26 protein-coding genes are annotated in these 13,241 nt (G+C 59.8%); 23 read left to right on the top strand and 3 right to left on the bottom strand.

Going from position 1 to position 13,241, the window contains the following annotated elements; all coding sequences use genetic code 11:
• Entirely contained in the window at positions 1 to 516 is a 516-nt protein-coding gene (locus AC1AUD_RS03035; RefSeq protein WP_476571967.1) for a hypothetical protein, read from the top strand.
• Between the two features lie 208 nt (positions 517 to 724).
• Positions 725 to 1,207 (top strand): hypothetical protein, encoded by a 483-nt coding sequence (locus AC1AUD_RS03030; RefSeq protein ID WP_476571965.1) that lies wholly within the window; start codon positions 725 to 727, stop codon positions 1,205 to 1,207.
• A gap of 241 nt (positions 1,208 to 1,448) precedes the next feature.
• On the opposite strand, the gene AC1AUD_RS03025 is transcribed toward AC1AUD_RS03030, so the two are convergent.
• The 3 genes from AC1AUD_RS03025 to AC1AUD_RS03015 all read right to left on the bottom strand — a co-directional run bounded on the left by AC1AUD_RS03025 (position 1,449) and on the right by AC1AUD_RS03015 (position 3,076).
• Positions 1,449 to 2,249 carry a hypothetical protein gene (locus tag AC1AUD_RS03025; protein ID WP_476571963.1) on the bottom strand — a complete coding sequence of 267 codons (801 nt, stop codon included), beginning with the start codon at positions 2,247 to 2,249 and terminating at the stop codon, positions 1,449 to 1,451.
• Positions 2,250 to 2,406: 157 nt separating this feature from the next.
• On the bottom strand, positions 2,407 to 2,802 hold the full coding sequence (locus AC1AUD_RS03020; RefSeq protein WP_476571961.1) for an ImmA/IrrE family metallo-endopeptidase: 396 nt from the start codon (positions 2,800 to 2,802) through the stop codon (positions 2,407 to 2,409).
• Positions 2,803 to 2,827: 25 nt separating this feature from the next.
• Positions 2,828 to 3,076: a hypothetical protein gene (locus tag AC1AUD_RS03015; RefSeq protein WP_476571958.1), complete on the bottom strand. Its 249-nt coding sequence runs from the start codon at positions 3,074 to 3,076 to the stop codon at positions 2,828 to 2,830.
• A 360-nt stretch (positions 3,077 to 3,436) separates the two neighbouring features.
• Here AC1AUD_RS03015 and AC1AUD_RS03010 point away from each other — a divergent pair, with 360 nt between their 5' ends.
• The 21 genes from AC1AUD_RS03010 (at position 3,437) to AC1AUD_RS02910 (ending at position 13,204) form a co-directional block, all read left to right on the top strand.
• The gene (locus AC1AUD_RS03010; protein ID WP_476571956.1) at positions 3,437 to 3,808 is read left to right on the top strand and encodes a hypothetical protein; all 372 of its coding nucleotides are present in this window, start codon (positions 3,437 to 3,439) and stop codon (positions 3,806 to 3,808) included.
• A 160-nt stretch (positions 3,809 to 3,968) separates the two neighbouring features.
• Entirely contained in the window at positions 3,969 to 4,223 is a 255-nt protein-coding gene (locus AC1AUD_RS03005) for a hypothetical protein (RefSeq protein WP_476571954.1), read from the top strand.
• A gap of 455 nt (positions 4,224 to 4,678) precedes the next feature.
• A complete protein-coding gene (locus AC1AUD_RS03000; RefSeq protein WP_476571952.1) occupies positions 4,679 to 5,029 on the top strand; it encodes a hypothetical protein in 351 nt (116 codons plus the stop codon).
• 17 nt (positions 5,030 to 5,046) lie between these two features.
• On the top strand, positions 5,047 to 5,385 hold the full coding sequence (locus tag AC1AUD_RS02995) for a hypothetical protein (protein WP_476571950.1): 339 nt from the start codon (positions 5,047 to 5,049) through the stop codon (positions 5,383 to 5,385).
• Positions 5,386 to 5,406: 21 nt separating this feature from the next.
• Positions 5,407 to 5,721 (top strand): hypothetical protein, encoded by a 315-nt coding sequence (locus AC1AUD_RS02990; protein ID WP_476571948.1) that lies wholly within the window; start codon positions 5,407 to 5,409, stop codon positions 5,719 to 5,721.
• The gene (locus AC1AUD_RS02985) at positions 5,718 to 5,912 is read left to right on the top strand and encodes a hypothetical protein (RefSeq protein ID WP_476571946.1); all 195 of its coding nucleotides are present in this window, start codon (positions 5,718 to 5,720) and stop codon (positions 5,910 to 5,912) included. Before AC1AUD_RS02990 ends, AC1AUD_RS02985 begins: the two co-directional genes overlap by 4 nt.
• Entirely contained in the window at positions 5,909 to 6,040 is a 132-nt protein-coding gene (locus AC1AUD_RS02980; RefSeq protein ID WP_476571944.1) for a hypothetical protein, read from the top strand. The genes AC1AUD_RS02985 and AC1AUD_RS02980 overlap by 4 nt, the downstream gene beginning before the upstream one ends.
• Positions 6,037 to 6,270, top strand: a complete 234-nt coding sequence (locus tag AC1AUD_RS02975) for a DivIVA domain-containing protein (RefSeq protein ID WP_476571943.1) — start codon at positions 6,037 to 6,039, stop codon at positions 6,268 to 6,270. Before AC1AUD_RS02980 ends, AC1AUD_RS02975 begins: the two co-directional genes overlap by 4 nt.
• Positions 6,267 to 6,761: a hypothetical protein gene (locus AC1AUD_RS02970; RefSeq protein WP_476571941.1), complete on the top strand. Its 495-nt coding sequence runs from the start codon at positions 6,267 to 6,269 to the stop codon at positions 6,759 to 6,761. The genes AC1AUD_RS02975 and AC1AUD_RS02970 overlap by 4 nt, the downstream gene beginning before the upstream one ends.
• Complete coding sequence (locus tag AC1AUD_RS02965; RefSeq protein WP_476571939.1) at positions 6,761 to 7,357, top strand: ERF family protein; 597 nt, start codon at positions 6,761 to 6,763, stop codon at positions 7,355 to 7,357. Before AC1AUD_RS02970 ends, AC1AUD_RS02965 begins: the two co-directional genes overlap by 1 nt.
• Complete coding sequence (locus tag AC1AUD_RS02960; RefSeq protein WP_476571937.1) at positions 7,354 to 8,055, top strand: hypothetical protein; 702 nt, start codon at positions 7,354 to 7,356, stop codon at positions 8,053 to 8,055. Before AC1AUD_RS02965 ends, AC1AUD_RS02960 begins: the two co-directional genes overlap by 4 nt.
• Before the next feature lie 50 nt (positions 8,056 to 8,105).
• On the top strand, positions 8,106 to 8,291 hold the full coding sequence (locus AC1AUD_RS02955) for a hypothetical protein (RefSeq protein WP_476571936.1): 186 nt from the start codon (positions 8,106 to 8,108) through the stop codon (positions 8,289 to 8,291).
• On the top strand, positions 8,291 to 8,908 hold the full coding sequence (locus AC1AUD_RS02950) for a single-stranded DNA-binding protein (protein WP_476571934.1): 618 nt from the start codon (positions 8,291 to 8,293) through the stop codon (positions 8,906 to 8,908). Before AC1AUD_RS02955 ends, AC1AUD_RS02950 begins: the two co-directional genes overlap by 1 nt.
• Before the next feature lie 2 nt (positions 8,909 to 8,910).
• Positions 8,911 to 9,156 (top strand): hypothetical protein, encoded by a 246-nt coding sequence (locus AC1AUD_RS02945; protein ID WP_476571932.1) that lies wholly within the window; start codon positions 8,911 to 8,913, stop codon positions 9,154 to 9,156.
• A 130-nt stretch (positions 9,157 to 9,286) separates the two neighbouring features.
• Positions 9,287 to 9,703: a hypothetical protein gene (locus AC1AUD_RS02940; RefSeq protein WP_476571930.1), complete on the top strand. Its 417-nt coding sequence runs from the start codon at positions 9,287 to 9,289 to the stop codon at positions 9,701 to 9,703.
• Positions 9,693 to 10,106, top strand: a complete 414-nt coding sequence (locus tag AC1AUD_RS02935) for a hypothetical protein (protein WP_476571928.1) — start codon at positions 9,693 to 9,695, stop codon at positions 10,104 to 10,106. The genes AC1AUD_RS02940 and AC1AUD_RS02935 overlap by 11 nt, the downstream gene beginning before the upstream one ends.
• Before the next feature lie 15 nt (positions 10,107 to 10,121).
• Positions 10,122 to 10,316, top strand: coding sequence for a hypothetical protein (locus AC1AUD_RS02930; protein ID WP_476571927.1), 195 nt, complete (start codon positions 10,122 to 10,124; stop codon positions 10,314 to 10,316).
• A 13-nt stretch (positions 10,317 to 10,329) separates the two neighbouring features.
• A complete protein-coding gene (locus tag AC1AUD_RS02925; RefSeq protein WP_476571925.1) occupies positions 10,330 to 10,983 on the top strand; it encodes a hypothetical protein in 654 nt (217 codons plus the stop codon).
• Positions 10,976 to 11,890 carry a hypothetical protein gene (locus tag AC1AUD_RS02920; RefSeq protein ID WP_476571923.1) on the top strand — a complete coding sequence of 305 codons (915 nt, stop codon included), beginning with the start codon at positions 10,976 to 10,978 and terminating at the stop codon, positions 11,888 to 11,890. The genes AC1AUD_RS02925 and AC1AUD_RS02920 overlap by 8 nt, the downstream gene beginning before the upstream one ends.
• Positions 11,883 to 12,476 (top strand): hypothetical protein, encoded by a 594-nt coding sequence (locus AC1AUD_RS02915; protein WP_476571921.1) that lies wholly within the window; start codon positions 11,883 to 11,885, stop codon positions 12,474 to 12,476. The genes AC1AUD_RS02920 and AC1AUD_RS02915 overlap by 8 nt, the downstream gene beginning before the upstream one ends.
• Positions 12,473 to 13,204: a DUF6273 domain-containing protein gene (locus tag AC1AUD_RS02910; protein ID WP_476571919.1), complete on the top strand. Its 732-nt coding sequence runs from the start codon at positions 12,473 to 12,475 to the stop codon at positions 13,202 to 13,204. The genes AC1AUD_RS02915 and AC1AUD_RS02910 overlap by 4 nt, the downstream gene beginning before the upstream one ends.
• Positions 13,205 to 13,241: the final 37 nt, after the last annotated feature.

Genomic DNA, 13,241 nt, shown 5'->3' with positions numbered 1-13,241 from the left:
ATGAAGACCATGAATGCAATGGGCGGGAGCGCGAAGCATAGCTCCATCGTCGCCGTGCGCGATCCTGGGGACCGGTCGCGCTACCTGCTCTACCATGACGTGCGATGGGACTGCGATTTCTTCCCGAACCACGATAGCAATGGCGCCGTCCGCATGGAGCAGCCCGTGCTGAAGTCATGGCTGTCCGATGCGTTCTGCATCCCGGAATGTGACTTCTCGCTCGCCTACGTCGGCGAGAAGGAGCATGCGAAGCCGTCGCTGTCGCATGGTGGGGCGCTGCGCGACTACGTGTACAGGCTGTGGGTCGCCGACGTGACCGTGAAACCCGAGGCGTGGAATGACGATTCGTTCACCGTGGGCGGCAAGGACTGCCGGTGGAAGACCATCGCCGGCATGGAGGCCGACCCGCATATCATGCGGGTCAACGAGGACGTGGTCGGCATGGTCAAAGATTATGTGAGCCGAGAAAATCAGTCGAGGCGAAGCCGCCGTATTCTCCAGACCTGCTTGTATTAGCCTGTATAACTTGTACATATTGTATACGGGGTATTATGATGCCACTCTATTTGGCAGCAAAATACCTCCTGTTGTGGTATTGCAATGCCTCTATGGTGTGGTATATTGACGGTAAGAAAAAGCTCCGAACCGGGCAGGGTTCGGAGCTGAATGGAATATGCGCGAAACACATCTCCATGCACAATCATACGCGCATGGAGGGAAAGAGATGGAAGCATTGGGATACAGGAACGCCGAAGCGGCATACCGTCTCATGGCATCCGGGCGGCTCTCCAAGAAACGCGGGGACAACATCGCCCTCGACATGACCGCCTCAATGGTGTTGCTCGACATGTGCTTCTCCACCTACGACTGGCCTCCGACGGCCAAGCTCAAAGGATTGGGCAAGCCGTGCCGCTACTATGCGCTCGGATGGCGCAGTATCGCCGAGGATCATTCCATGATTCTTCTGACTCCGGAACAGGCCATGTCCGACGATGCGGAACGGTATATGGCATCGCGCGAGGCGACCGCCAAGAAACGCATATCCAACGCATGGCGTTTCCTCAAGGAACAAGGCCTCATCAAGCAGCTCACGCCCGCCTCATTGGGCAAGAACGCCGGATACCTGCTTCTGATCGGCGACGACGAGGAGAACCGTCAGGTCGAGAAATGGGCGCGTGAATGCCTCGGACTGCCGTTGGTCTGGTGAACGCATGACCGGATGCTTGCGCGCGAGGCGGACGGGCGATGCCGTGAGCCCGATGAGACCGTACGTTCCTCCGGTCGATGGCGTGCCGAGGAGTGCGGTCGATGAGAAGTGGATGCGCCTATGCAAGGCATCGGATGGGAAACGCCTTAGCTCGAAAAGACGGGACAACTGCCCCGGACTCGGATAATAGGGGATAATAAAAGACCCCTCGCGGGGAGGGGTCTCGGATGGTCGAATCGCATCAGAATTTGAATGCTGAGTACTCGTTGTTCGCGCTCAGATCGGTCACGTCACGCCATACGATGCCGACGACCTTGGTGTCGTTCGGCATCTCGAACACGTAGTCGACCTCCGAGGTCATGCCCGGCTGCAACTGGTCGTTGCACATCGGATTGCCCGGGATCTTGAACAGGTCGTCTATGGGCGTATATGTTTGGCCTTTCGAATTGACGGCTCGGATTTCGAGCGGATAACTGCATGTGATGTCTATGGGGCCGGTGGTGTCGTTCTTCACGGTCACGTGCGCGGCGAAGAACTTCGCGTTGGCCTGTGGCGTGAGCGGAGTCTGGGGACCGTTCCATTCCTGCGGCACGGACGCCGGCTCCTCGATGGAGTGCAAGGTGATCGCGAGGCCTCCGTTGATCGTGGTCGTCTCCATGCCAGTCGCACGCGATTGGGTATCGCTGGAACCATTCGAACCGGAACCAGAGCCAAGCGTGTCGGAACCTCCGTTGTTCGAATCTTGCTGGATCTGCGCCTTCTCTTCCTGGCTTTGCTGGAGCTCGTTGCTTTTCTCGGTCAATTCGTCACTGGTGGCGGACAATGTTTTCTCGGTGTCCTTCAACTTCTGCGCAAGATTATCCACCTCTGGCTGGCGCAGATAATATCCAGACGCCACTCCGACGCACAGTGCGGCAACAAAGGCAATTGCCGCGATGGCGATGCGCTTGATACCGGGCTTGCTCTTCGCCGGCTCTTGTCCGGGCTGTTGTTGTCCCTGCTGATCTTCGGATGATTGTTGCTGCCCGCTGCCGTCAGGCATGTTCTCCTGTGGGGCGAACGCACCATACTGCGGTGCCGGAGTGTATGGTGGTTGCGGTGTTGCGGCCTGCTGATCCTGCGGCTGTCCGGGCATCGGCTCCGGCTGGGACGATTGGTCTGTCATCATTCTCCTCTTCCCTGATGTGAGATGGGAACAATTATCCCGCGACCACTACCCCCTCGTGCAGCATGTTCCGGTAGTCGGATAGCACTTGCATGGTCACGTTCAGTTCCAGGGCCATGCGCGTCGGCTCGCCTTCGAACATTTGTTCGACGGTCGCGTATTCCACGGGGTCTATCAACAGGAGCGCGGTCTTCCTGCGCGCTCGCATTTCCGTCTTGCGGTCCTTGGTGGTGCAGCCTAGGTCCCCGTAATGCCAGTGCCATAGTTCGTGCGTGAGGGTGCAGCGTTTCTGCGTGTACGTGAGGTTCAGGTCGATGGCTATGGTCTGCGTGGACTCTTTGTACAAACCCATGAGGTTGCCGGGCAGTGGCGTGCTGAACACGGTGACGGGCGTGTGGTCGACCGCGCGCCGCATGTCTCCGTAAGTCATGTCCCCGGTGATGGGGAGAACCCGTTCAGGCTCCAAGCTCGGGCTCCGTTTTCTCGACGTTCTTATTGGGGTCGTCGTTCGCGGCGAGTATGCCGAAGTCGTCGGCGCGCACGTCGCTCATCAGGTCTGCGGCGTTCGCGGCCTCGTCCTTGCCCGGCACTGGCTGGTCGAACACGCTGTTGCGGATGTCGTGCGCGTGATAGTCGTCGATGCGGCGCGCCAGCTCGTCGATCAACTGCTGGTCGGTCGCGTCACGCAGTGAGTCGGACGCCACTAGTTCACTTATGTCTTCATCGGACAGCAAACCCAATGCGACAAGTCCGTTAATTGCCGAGACGCCGTAGGCGTGGGCTATCTTCACCACCGTTTGGGGGGAGAGCCTGTCTGGCAACTGCCTATATAAGGAAGATGGAACTATGCCTGAGTTGGCGGCTACCATGTTCTGTGAGTCGTTGCCGACTGTCTCTTTATACCAAGTTTCAATATTCATGTTTTGCATTATGCAATATTTTTTCAAAGAATGCAACACGCCGTGTTTTGCATTCGTGTTGACAAATCTCGCATGATGCTATTTAATGTATTGCAGAACGCAAGATAAATCTTGCGGGTAGCAAAAAACGAAAGGAGGGGAGAGATGACGAGTGTCGATGAGACGGCGGAAGAGGTCTCCGTAGACATCCCGGCAAGACCAGAGACCATATTCCATGGCTGGGTTAACGAAGATTGCACGGTGTTTGCAAAGATCTACACGAGTGCGATGACGCCGGAACAGGCGAGACAGATCGCGGAGAAAATCGTGTTGCTTGCCGACAAAGCCGAATCGATGAAAGACAAGCAAGAGGCGTCAGACCCTATGAAGAAACCTGACGCCTCGCAGAAGACCAGCCGGTCAGACTCGCTTGAAACTGATGGGAGTGCCGGGAGTCCACAGCAGTTCAACTACGCCGCTGGGGCTGACGATGGGAGCGGTGGCTACGCTTTCACGCGGCCAGTAGACGCATCCTGATCCTTTGACGGCGATGTCACGCATGGCAGTCCGCAGCTTGTCGTACTCGTCATCGTTCAAAGGGCCGAACACCTCTCCGTTGTAATGGATTTCCCACATATTCACCTCCTTCCCATAGGTAGAAAAACGCAATGAACACTTTATATGGAGGCCGATTCTGATGGCCGTTGACTATCAGCTCATGTTCAACGACGGGTTCCTCGACCGCGCGAAGCGGATGAGCGGACTCAAGACCGATGACGCGTTCGCCGGCGCCATCGGCGTCAGCAAGGATGTGCTGACCCGTGCGCGGCGCACCGGCGTGGCGACGACCACGATGCTCGTGGGCTTGTGCAAGGCGTTCGGCTTCCAGCCGGGCGAGGTCGCCAAAGTTCGGCGCACCGATGCGGTCATGGAAACCACGACCGCGGCATAAAGCCATGTCAATGCTTCCCCTCCTGGACTGGCCGGTGGCCCGCACCCCGTGGTGCGAGCGTCGGACGGTCCGGGAGGGGCAGATCCCACGGGTCCCCGGATGGCTAACCAACCCAACAACGGGTGGAAAGCCACTTCCTCTATCCCTTGTGTCACTCATATCCGAGAACCGGTGGGATTGCCAAGGAAAAGGCTTGAAAACCCTCGTGATAACTGAACCGGGCCGATCCCATGAAACCAGTCAAGCCATTGACTCCTTATGGCTTGGACGGGTTGTTTTGTGTGGGACTGGTCCTTGGGGCCGACGCATGGCATGCCGGCGTCGAACGGCCTTCCGTAATGGACCGTTCGCCGTCACACCCGTTCGATTCGGGTGCGGTCCACGTCCCAATAAGCAAGCAGCCCGCTTGCGGACCTAGCAAATCGAAGCGGGCTTTGAGTGAAAGGAAACCTTTCGTGAACAGTCTAACACCGGTCGAGAGCATGCGCCTGTTGCGCGCCGCCGTCGGCCTGCTCCCGTTGAACGAGTTGCAGGCCAAGGCGCGCAGGATCATCGCCGACGAGTTCGAGCCGAAGCCCGCCGCGGGCGTGAACCCGAAGCTCACACTGTCGGATTTCATGCGTTCCAAGGGCGTGGAGCCGATGCGCAAGACGGCGCTCAGGTTCGGCGTGGCGGTGCGCAAGGCGTATGTGGAGGCCCACGGCTGCGAGCCCATGGTCAACGACAGGATGTGCGTGTACCGGGAGTCGGATCGGCCGCTCATGGAAAGCGTGTGGACCGGCTTTCGTCTGACGGACGGCAACTGATTGGGGGGGGGGCTTCGATGTCGATGATGAAGATTCGCTTCGTTGACCAGCTTCCCCCGAATCTGACGCCAAGCAGGAAAAAGGGAAGCAAATGGGCCGAGGCCGCGAAGTTGATGAGCCAGCCGGCGCACATGAACCAGTGGGCGTTGGTCGACTTCAAACCGGACCAAAAGAAGGCAAAGAGCCTTCAGAACTATCTGAAGAACGGGAATTCGCCGTTCAGGTCCTTCAAGGTCGAGACGGCGACGCGCAGGAAACCGGCCGGCAACGGCTGGGAAGTGTACGCGCGCATCACCGGGCTGAAGGACAAGCCCGTCACGGACGCGAACGGCGACGAACCCGTGTACACGGCATAAGTCATGGAGGGAGGAACCTCATTGTTGTACGAGTACGAGCAACTGCCCGGCGAACCGGTCGAGCAGAAATCCGTGCGGGAATTGCGGCATCAGGCCGAGGCCGACCAATGCCGAGCCAACCCTGGCAAATGGGTGCTGGTCGAACGGACGGACAGTCCCGTGAAGGCCAAGCAACACGCCTACCAGATCACGCACGGCGTGTGGACCGCGTTCAAAGACGAGACCGTCTCGCACGGGTCACGCATTCCACGCGCGTCCGGCTTCCATGCGGAGATCCGCAAGGTCGACGATAGGTATGAGCTGTACGCCATGTTCGACGGGAAGGCCATCCGATGAGCGACACGAAAATCGCGTTCGAGATCTGGCCGGTCCGCACCGCGTGCGCCCGGTTGAACATCAGCGCGCAGACGTTGAGACGTGACTACGGCGACCTGTTCCGCAGGGAGAACAAGACCAAGGTGCTGTTTTCGAACGAGGCCTACGAGAGGGCGGACGTGATCTGCCCCAAGTGGGACGAGGAACTGTGACGACGGAACAGTTCGATCTGCTGTACGTGAACTGGTGCCGGCACCCGTCGTTCCGGGACGCGCTCGCCGAGAGCGACCCGGAGTTGGCGGAAAGGTTCGAACGGGTGAGCAAAGGGAAATTGAAATGACTGGATTATTGACGGCCAATGATGTGCGGGCCGTGAGGTTCACGGGTCGGACCGCCTTGTTCGGCCGGCGTGAATGGTATGCGGCCGGTGAGGTCGATGACCTGCTCGACATGGTGGAGGTCACGTTGACCGAATTGGGGCGTGAGCTGGCCCGATTGCGTGAGACGCAGCGGGAGCGGCCGGACAACGACAAGACCATCGAGGATTTTTTGGGGAGGAGCGAACTATGAGCCAGGTCGAGATCATCGAACTGGATGATTCTGATAAGAGCGTCAGCGAGATGGTGTCGGAGAAGGCGCAGATGCGAGCCATCAAGAACCGCGCCGGCATGTTGGAGAAGCAGTACGACCGTCTGCTCGAATCGAAGCTGGAGCCGGGCGAGACTGTGGAGACCCAGTTGGGGCGCGTGGAACTGACCCGAGGGTCGGCCGGCAACGGGTACAAGGTCAAGGACAAGCTCGCCTACGCGAACTGGCTGTACCAGCATAAGCGCGACGACGACGTGTATCCGGTCCCTTATCCCAAGGAGACCGCATTGTCGAAGACGTACCTCGATTCGCTGGTCAAGGAGTCTGGCGAACTGCCGGACGGTGTGGAGCCTGCGACGGGTTCGGCGCCAACGGTGCGCATTGTCATGGACCGCACGGCCGAATCGAAACTCTGGCAGCGCAACACGCTGCCCGAGGCGAACCTTCTCCTGGAGGACGGGGGCGAACTCTGATGGCGGCGCCGGTAGTAGGCAAAACCAAGACCGCGAACGCGGGCCGCTACTCCTATAAGTACGCGAGCCTCGCGGACACGATCAAGACCGTCGACGAAGCCTACGGATACCTGATCGAACAGACCATCCAGCACGACGAGCAGGGCGGACGCGAGGTCGTCACCCGGTACAAGCCGAAGGAGGATGGCGAATGGAGCGACTGGCTCGCCCCCGTTCCCATCCTCTCCGGTTCCTCGCAGGCCAGCAATCCGATGCAGCAGTTGGGTGCGGCCATCAGCTATGCGCGACGCTACTCGTTGCAGTGCGCGTTGTGCATGGCGGCCGACGACACCGACGGGCTGCCCCAGCAGCAGGCGCGTCAACCTCAGCCGTGCACGCCGCAGCAGGCGCAGTCGATCAACGCGATGTTCAAGACCCTGGGGGTCGGCGACCAGCAGACCGCGCATGCCATGTACCTGACTGCCTTGTGCGGTCCCATCGGCAAGGCCAGCGACCTGACCGACGTGCAGGCCGAACAGGTCATGGCCTACCTCAACAAGCAGATCCAACAACAGGCCCAGCAGAGGGCCGACGAACACAAGGAGCAACAGCAATGACAGGCAAACAAGTGGCGTTCAAGGATGCGAAGGCGGGCATGTGGGTCGAATTCGACATGCTCGGATCATTCTATGGCAACAAGCCAGGACATTACTCGGGAAGCCTAGCTTCTTTAGGAGATGAATTCGACCCATTGGTCAAGCATTTGACAGCCGTCGCGTTCGACATCCACGACATTGATTCCGTTCTTTCCATTGCCATGCCGGACGGACACAATATCACGATGTTCGTCGAAGGGCACCTCACCAAGGGCGATCCGGAGGTCAGAGACGTCATGGTCTACGAGTCGAAGCCGATCCCGAAGAGCGATGTCGAGGTTCCCACGGAGCCCGGCTTGTACACGGATCGTTGCGGCCGCGTGTGGGTCAACTCCGACGGAGCATGGTACATCGTTAAGGCCCTAAACGGCACTTGGGTCAAGCGAACTCCACTGCACTATCCGAACGACGACCATCACAGCGTCCGCACGTTCGGCCCGTTCATTCGCCTCGACGTGAAGGAACACGAGATTCAGCTTCCCACCAAGCCGGACCTGTACCGGAACCATGCGGGCAGCACGTTCCTGCGGACCCTCGACGGCAAATGGCTGATGCTCACGGCCTTCGGAATAGTCGGCAGCGCGCAGTCCGTCTCCAATCCGATGAACGAGCAGGAAATGAAATCGCATTTCAAGAATGGTCTGGAGCCGGTCGCATGAGCTGGAGCCGTAGGGCCGGCTGCACATGCCAGCGATGCATTGGAGGCATCATGGGCGGCGAATGCCCTGATTGTCGTAAGCGGGATTGTCCCAAGGCGCAATCGCATGAGCTCATGTGCCTGGGCAAGGCGCGCGAAGCCCACAGGACCAGCAACCTGTTGAAGGACATCCGCAAAGAGGACCAACAGCGTTGGGCCAACGTCACATGGAACCGCAAGAGGAAGGGAGACAAGTGATGGCAGGGGACACCGTTATCACGATCGTGGGTAATCTGACTGCCGACCCGGAATTTAGGACGATCCAGTCTGGCTCTCAGGTCGCGTCGTTCACGATCGCGTCGACGCCGCGCTCGTTCAACCGGAACACGAACCAGTGGGAGGACGGGCAGGCGTTGTTCATGCGCTGCTCCGCATGGCGTGACATGGCCTCGCATTGCGCGAACAGTCTCACGAAGGGCATGCGTGTGATCGCGCAGGGCCGTTTGCAGCAGCGCAACTATCAGGCGCAGGACGGGTCGAACCGTTCGGTCATGGAGATGCAGGTCGACGAGATCGGCCCCAGCCTCAAATATGCGACCGCTCAGGTGGCGCGCCAACAGTCCGGGCAGGGTGGTTTCCAGCCCGGTCAGGCCCAGGGCGCTGGTTTCTCGGACGCGAACCCGTTCGGAGGCGCGCAACCCCAGCAGCCGCAGCAGGTGCCTGGCGTATCCGGCTCGTTCGCGGCGTCCCCGAACTACGGGGCGCAGCAGCAGGCGTCGCAGGCTCAGCCGCCGGTCGCGGACCCGTGGGCCGACGCGTCGCAAGGCGCCGGCAACGCGTTCGGACAGCCGCCGATCAACGAACCGGAGTTCTAGCCATGTGGGACGAACGCCTGTACGAACTCGCCCGGACCATCAGCGAGCATCCCGGCACATGGATGGACTGGCCCACCGTGTTCCGCGACCGGAGTGAGGCCGAACGTGAGATGGAAGTGGCGCGCGACGGCGGCATCGAATCGTTCCGCGTCGACTCGGCGGCATTCCAACACCGGCATCAGGCGTTCAGGGACATCGTGGGCGAGGAGCCCGGCGAATACCACGTGGAGGTCAGATGCGCATGGTGAACCCACTGGTGCGCGAAGAACCAGGGGATGTGGAGCCAGTCTGCCCCAAGCATGGGTGCAGACTCTACCCGGCGAGACCCATCCCATGCCCCGAATGCGAACAGGAAGCCGAAGAGAAGGAGGCGGACCAATGGTGATCAACATCGGCTATGAGATCCCGGACAACGAATGGTGGACGCAGAACAAACGCGGCCACTGGCGGGTCAAATACGCGCACACCAGCGCCGTCAAAGCCCGCGCCACGCTGATAGCCCGCTCCGCGAAACAGGCCATCAGCACGGCCGAAGGCCGCAGCATGGACAGGCCCGCGTTCACCCGCTGCCATGTGACCGCCTATGTCGCCTATCCGACCAACAACCGGGCAGACCCCGAGAACGCGGCCCCCATGGTCAAGGCCATATTGGACGCGATGACCGAGACCGGCTGGTGGCCCGACGACGACAGCCGGCATCTGATCGGCCCCGACTACCGGCGCGACCCGGAGAAAACCCGCAAGGGCTGGCACCGCATCACCATGAGAATCGAGGAACTTGACGATGAGCAGTGACGTGTACATCCACCGCAAGGACATACCCGAGGACTGCCTGTACTACGTGTGCAAGGACCGTGAACACGACTATTACGGCTACGACTACAGGTTCGACGGCGACCAGGAGCCCGACGGATGGGACAAGGGCCTGCGCTTCCAATGCGGGGCCAGCGTCTACAAGATGATCGAAGACACATCAGCCCCATCCTTCCACATCAACGGCTGGGACAGCATCAACGGGATGACCGCACGTCGATTCAGCGAACTATTGCGCCGCTGCCTCCAGAAACTCGACCGCATCCCATACCAGCAACTCCGCGACCAATACGGCCAATACATGCTCACCGGCAAACAGACGATACGCGACATGCAGCAATACGCGTGGCGCCACCCGCATATGCGCATCCACGTCGAATCATGAGAAAGGTCATCCGACATGAAGTTCTGGAAGATCGCGCTCAACGCACTCGCGATACTAGTGGACATTGTTCTGCTGACCTTCTTCGCCGGCTGTTTGTTCGGACTCGTCGACGTCGGCAAAGGAGCATCGATCATCCTCGCTTTCGTGCTGGGCACTCCGATGGCAATCGGCCTGACCGGCGCCGCCATATTCACATCCTCCGAACTATAGGAAAGGAACCCAGATGCGTGACACGGTGCTGTGCCTGTGCGACTACACGGGCATCCTCGCCCGCCCATGGGTCGAACATGGCTACAAGGCCGTGCTCATCGACCCGCAGCACGGGCTCGACCACGAGGACGGCGCCTACCTGAAACTCGGCCGCACAGTGGAGGAAGCGTTCGGACTGGTCGGCGAACTCATCCGCGACAAGCGGATCGCGTTCGTCGCCGGATTCCCTCCCTGCACCGACATGGCGGTGAGCGGCGCCAGATGGTTCGCCAAGAAATACGACATGGACCACCTGTTCCAAGCCAAGGCGGTGTCGGTGGCCGAGCAATGCAGGGTCATCGGCGAGCTTTCCGGCGCACCCTACTTCATCGAAAACCCGGTCAGCATCCTGGCAAACATCTTCGGCAAGCCGGACCACACGTTCCAACCCTACGAATACACGGGCTGGTGCAAAGACGACAACTACAGGAAACGCACATGCCTGTGGACAGGCAACGGATACCGCCAGCCCCCCCCATTACGGGACACGACATTGGGCGAGCCGGACGACCGCATACACATGGCGCCGCCCGGCGAAGAACGCGCCAACTTCAGAAGCAGAACACCGCTCGGCTTCAGCCGAGCCGTATACGCAGCCAACCATGGCAGGGAGATGAACGATGGCTAACGACATGACGATATTCGCCAAACTATCCTCGAAGATCTACCTGAACGTAAAGGTCCGCAAGCTTGCCAAGAAGAATCCTCGCGCCGCATTCCTATGGGTGCTCGCCATAGCGTACTCGGTAGATTGCAGGACCAACGGCGAGGTCGATGACTTCGCTTTGAGGAGTTTCCTCGGCGGAACGCCGAAGGACATCACCATTCTTGCCGAGGCCGGTTTCATCGAGGAGACCGAGAAAGGCTGGTATATCCACGATTTCTCGAAGTCCCAGGTGACCGTAGAACAGCAGGATGGGTTGAGCCAGAAGCGCGCCGAGGCAGGACGACGTGGCGGCATCAGATCCGGCGTGGTCAGGGCCGACGAAGCAAACCCGAAGCAAAATCGAAGCAATCTTGAAGCAAATGCTGAAGCAAAATCGAAGCAATTGCTTCAAACGGGGCGAAGCAAAATCGAAGCAAACGCGAAGCAAAACGAAGCAGATATAGATATAGATACAGATACAGATATAGATAAAGATTGTTGTTCTACCGCTTACGTAAGTGGCGTAAACGACGACGGCGAACAACAACAATCGGATTCCACGATCCCATCCGACTGGATGCCCGGTGAGACGGACCGCGACTACGCCGTCTCCCATGGTCTGGATGCCGTGACGGAGGCGAACGGTTTCCGCGACTACCACCTGCGGCGTGGGGACAGGTCAGCCGACTGGTCGGCGATGTGGCGCGGCTGGGTCGACCGTAATCCCAAGGCCAAGCGAAAACAGGAAGCCGCCAAGCCCAGCGAGGCTGACGTGGGACGCGAAGCCGAGAAGCACAATCTCGACGCGGATCAGACGTGGAAGTACCGGCGGCTCAGATTCCAAGGGTTCGACGAACAGTCGGCATTGAAGGAGGCGCGCGATGGCTGACCTCGGCGAATACGAGCAGTTCCGCTCGATCATCGAAGCCGACCGCGAGCCGGACGAGAAGGCGTTGAACGCATTGCGCAAACGCAGACATCGGGCCGAGTACCAGCGCGAATACCAAAAGCGACCCGAAGTCAAGGACCGTCGCAAGGCGTACCAGCGCGAGTACGACCGAGATCCCGAGCACCGTGAGCGGGCGAACCTGTTGAAACGCGAACGCTACCGGAATGATCTCGACTACAAGCTCACGACGAAGGCCAGGAACGCCGAACGTCGTGCCAGCCGGACGGTCGAGCAGAGGGCCGAGACCAAAGCGTACATGCACGCCTGGTATCTGGCCCACAAGGACGAGCAGAACGAGAAGCGGCGCGAACGCGACCGACGATCGCGCGAGGAGGACCCGGAGAAATACCGGGCCATGCGGGAACGCCGCAACCGTCTCGAACGGGCGCGCAAGGAACGCATCAGACGCGAGGACCCGGAACGCTACAAGGCCATGTGCGACCGCAAGAACCAGCGCAAACGGGAAAGCCGCGCGCGCAAGAAGCGTGAAATGTTGGAAAACCAAGGAAAGGAAACCAAACAATGAGCAAAACATTCAAGCTAGGCAAGAACGATGCGCCGGACGGTCTCATCGAGGCGTTGCGCGGCCTGGCGGGCACGCCGTGCGTGGTGCAATTGACCGTTATGCCGATGGACGAGAACGCCGAACCGAAGCCGGCGCTGCCGGAAACTTCTGCCATGAAGGTCGGCGACGTGTATGAGATCGAGCACGCCGAGTATGGGACGCTCAAATACCGCGTCGCCTCGTACATCGCTCGCTTCTCGATCATCAATGGCGTGAAGCCCGTGGCGTTCATGGCGCCGATCACGATCCCCTCATGCTCCGTTCAATTCAACGCCGATGGGAACAACGAATACGAGGACTCCACCTACGACAAGTGGCTCAACAACGAGTTCAAGAACGGGTTGCCGCAGTCCGTGCGCGACCGGATCGTTCCCAGGCGCATCGCGTTGACCGACGGGAATGGTGGAGTCAAGCATATCCTTCGCGACGTGTGGGCTCCCAGCGAGGAGGAGATGTACGGGTCCGCCATCTACGGGAATGACGTTGAGACAACGAACGCATGTCGCCTATGGGGCGACAGGAAGTCACGTTGTTTCAAGGACACCGACGGCGACGAGCGTAGCGGATTGCTCCGCGCCGCCTATGCGTCGCTCAGCGACTATGCGTGCATTGTCTACACCGACGGTACGGCGAACTACTACGGCGTCGACGGCAGCGGCGGCGCGCTTTCCTGCTTCTGCCTCGGCTAGGCCCGTAGGGCCTCGCCGAGGATACTGCCGGGCGCCT

The sequence above is a fragment of the Bifidobacterium sp. LH_730 genome (assembly GCF_056355835.1).
The sequence above is the reverse complement of the archived record's forward strand: the minus strand, read 5'-3'. Positions and strand labels throughout refer to the sequence as shown.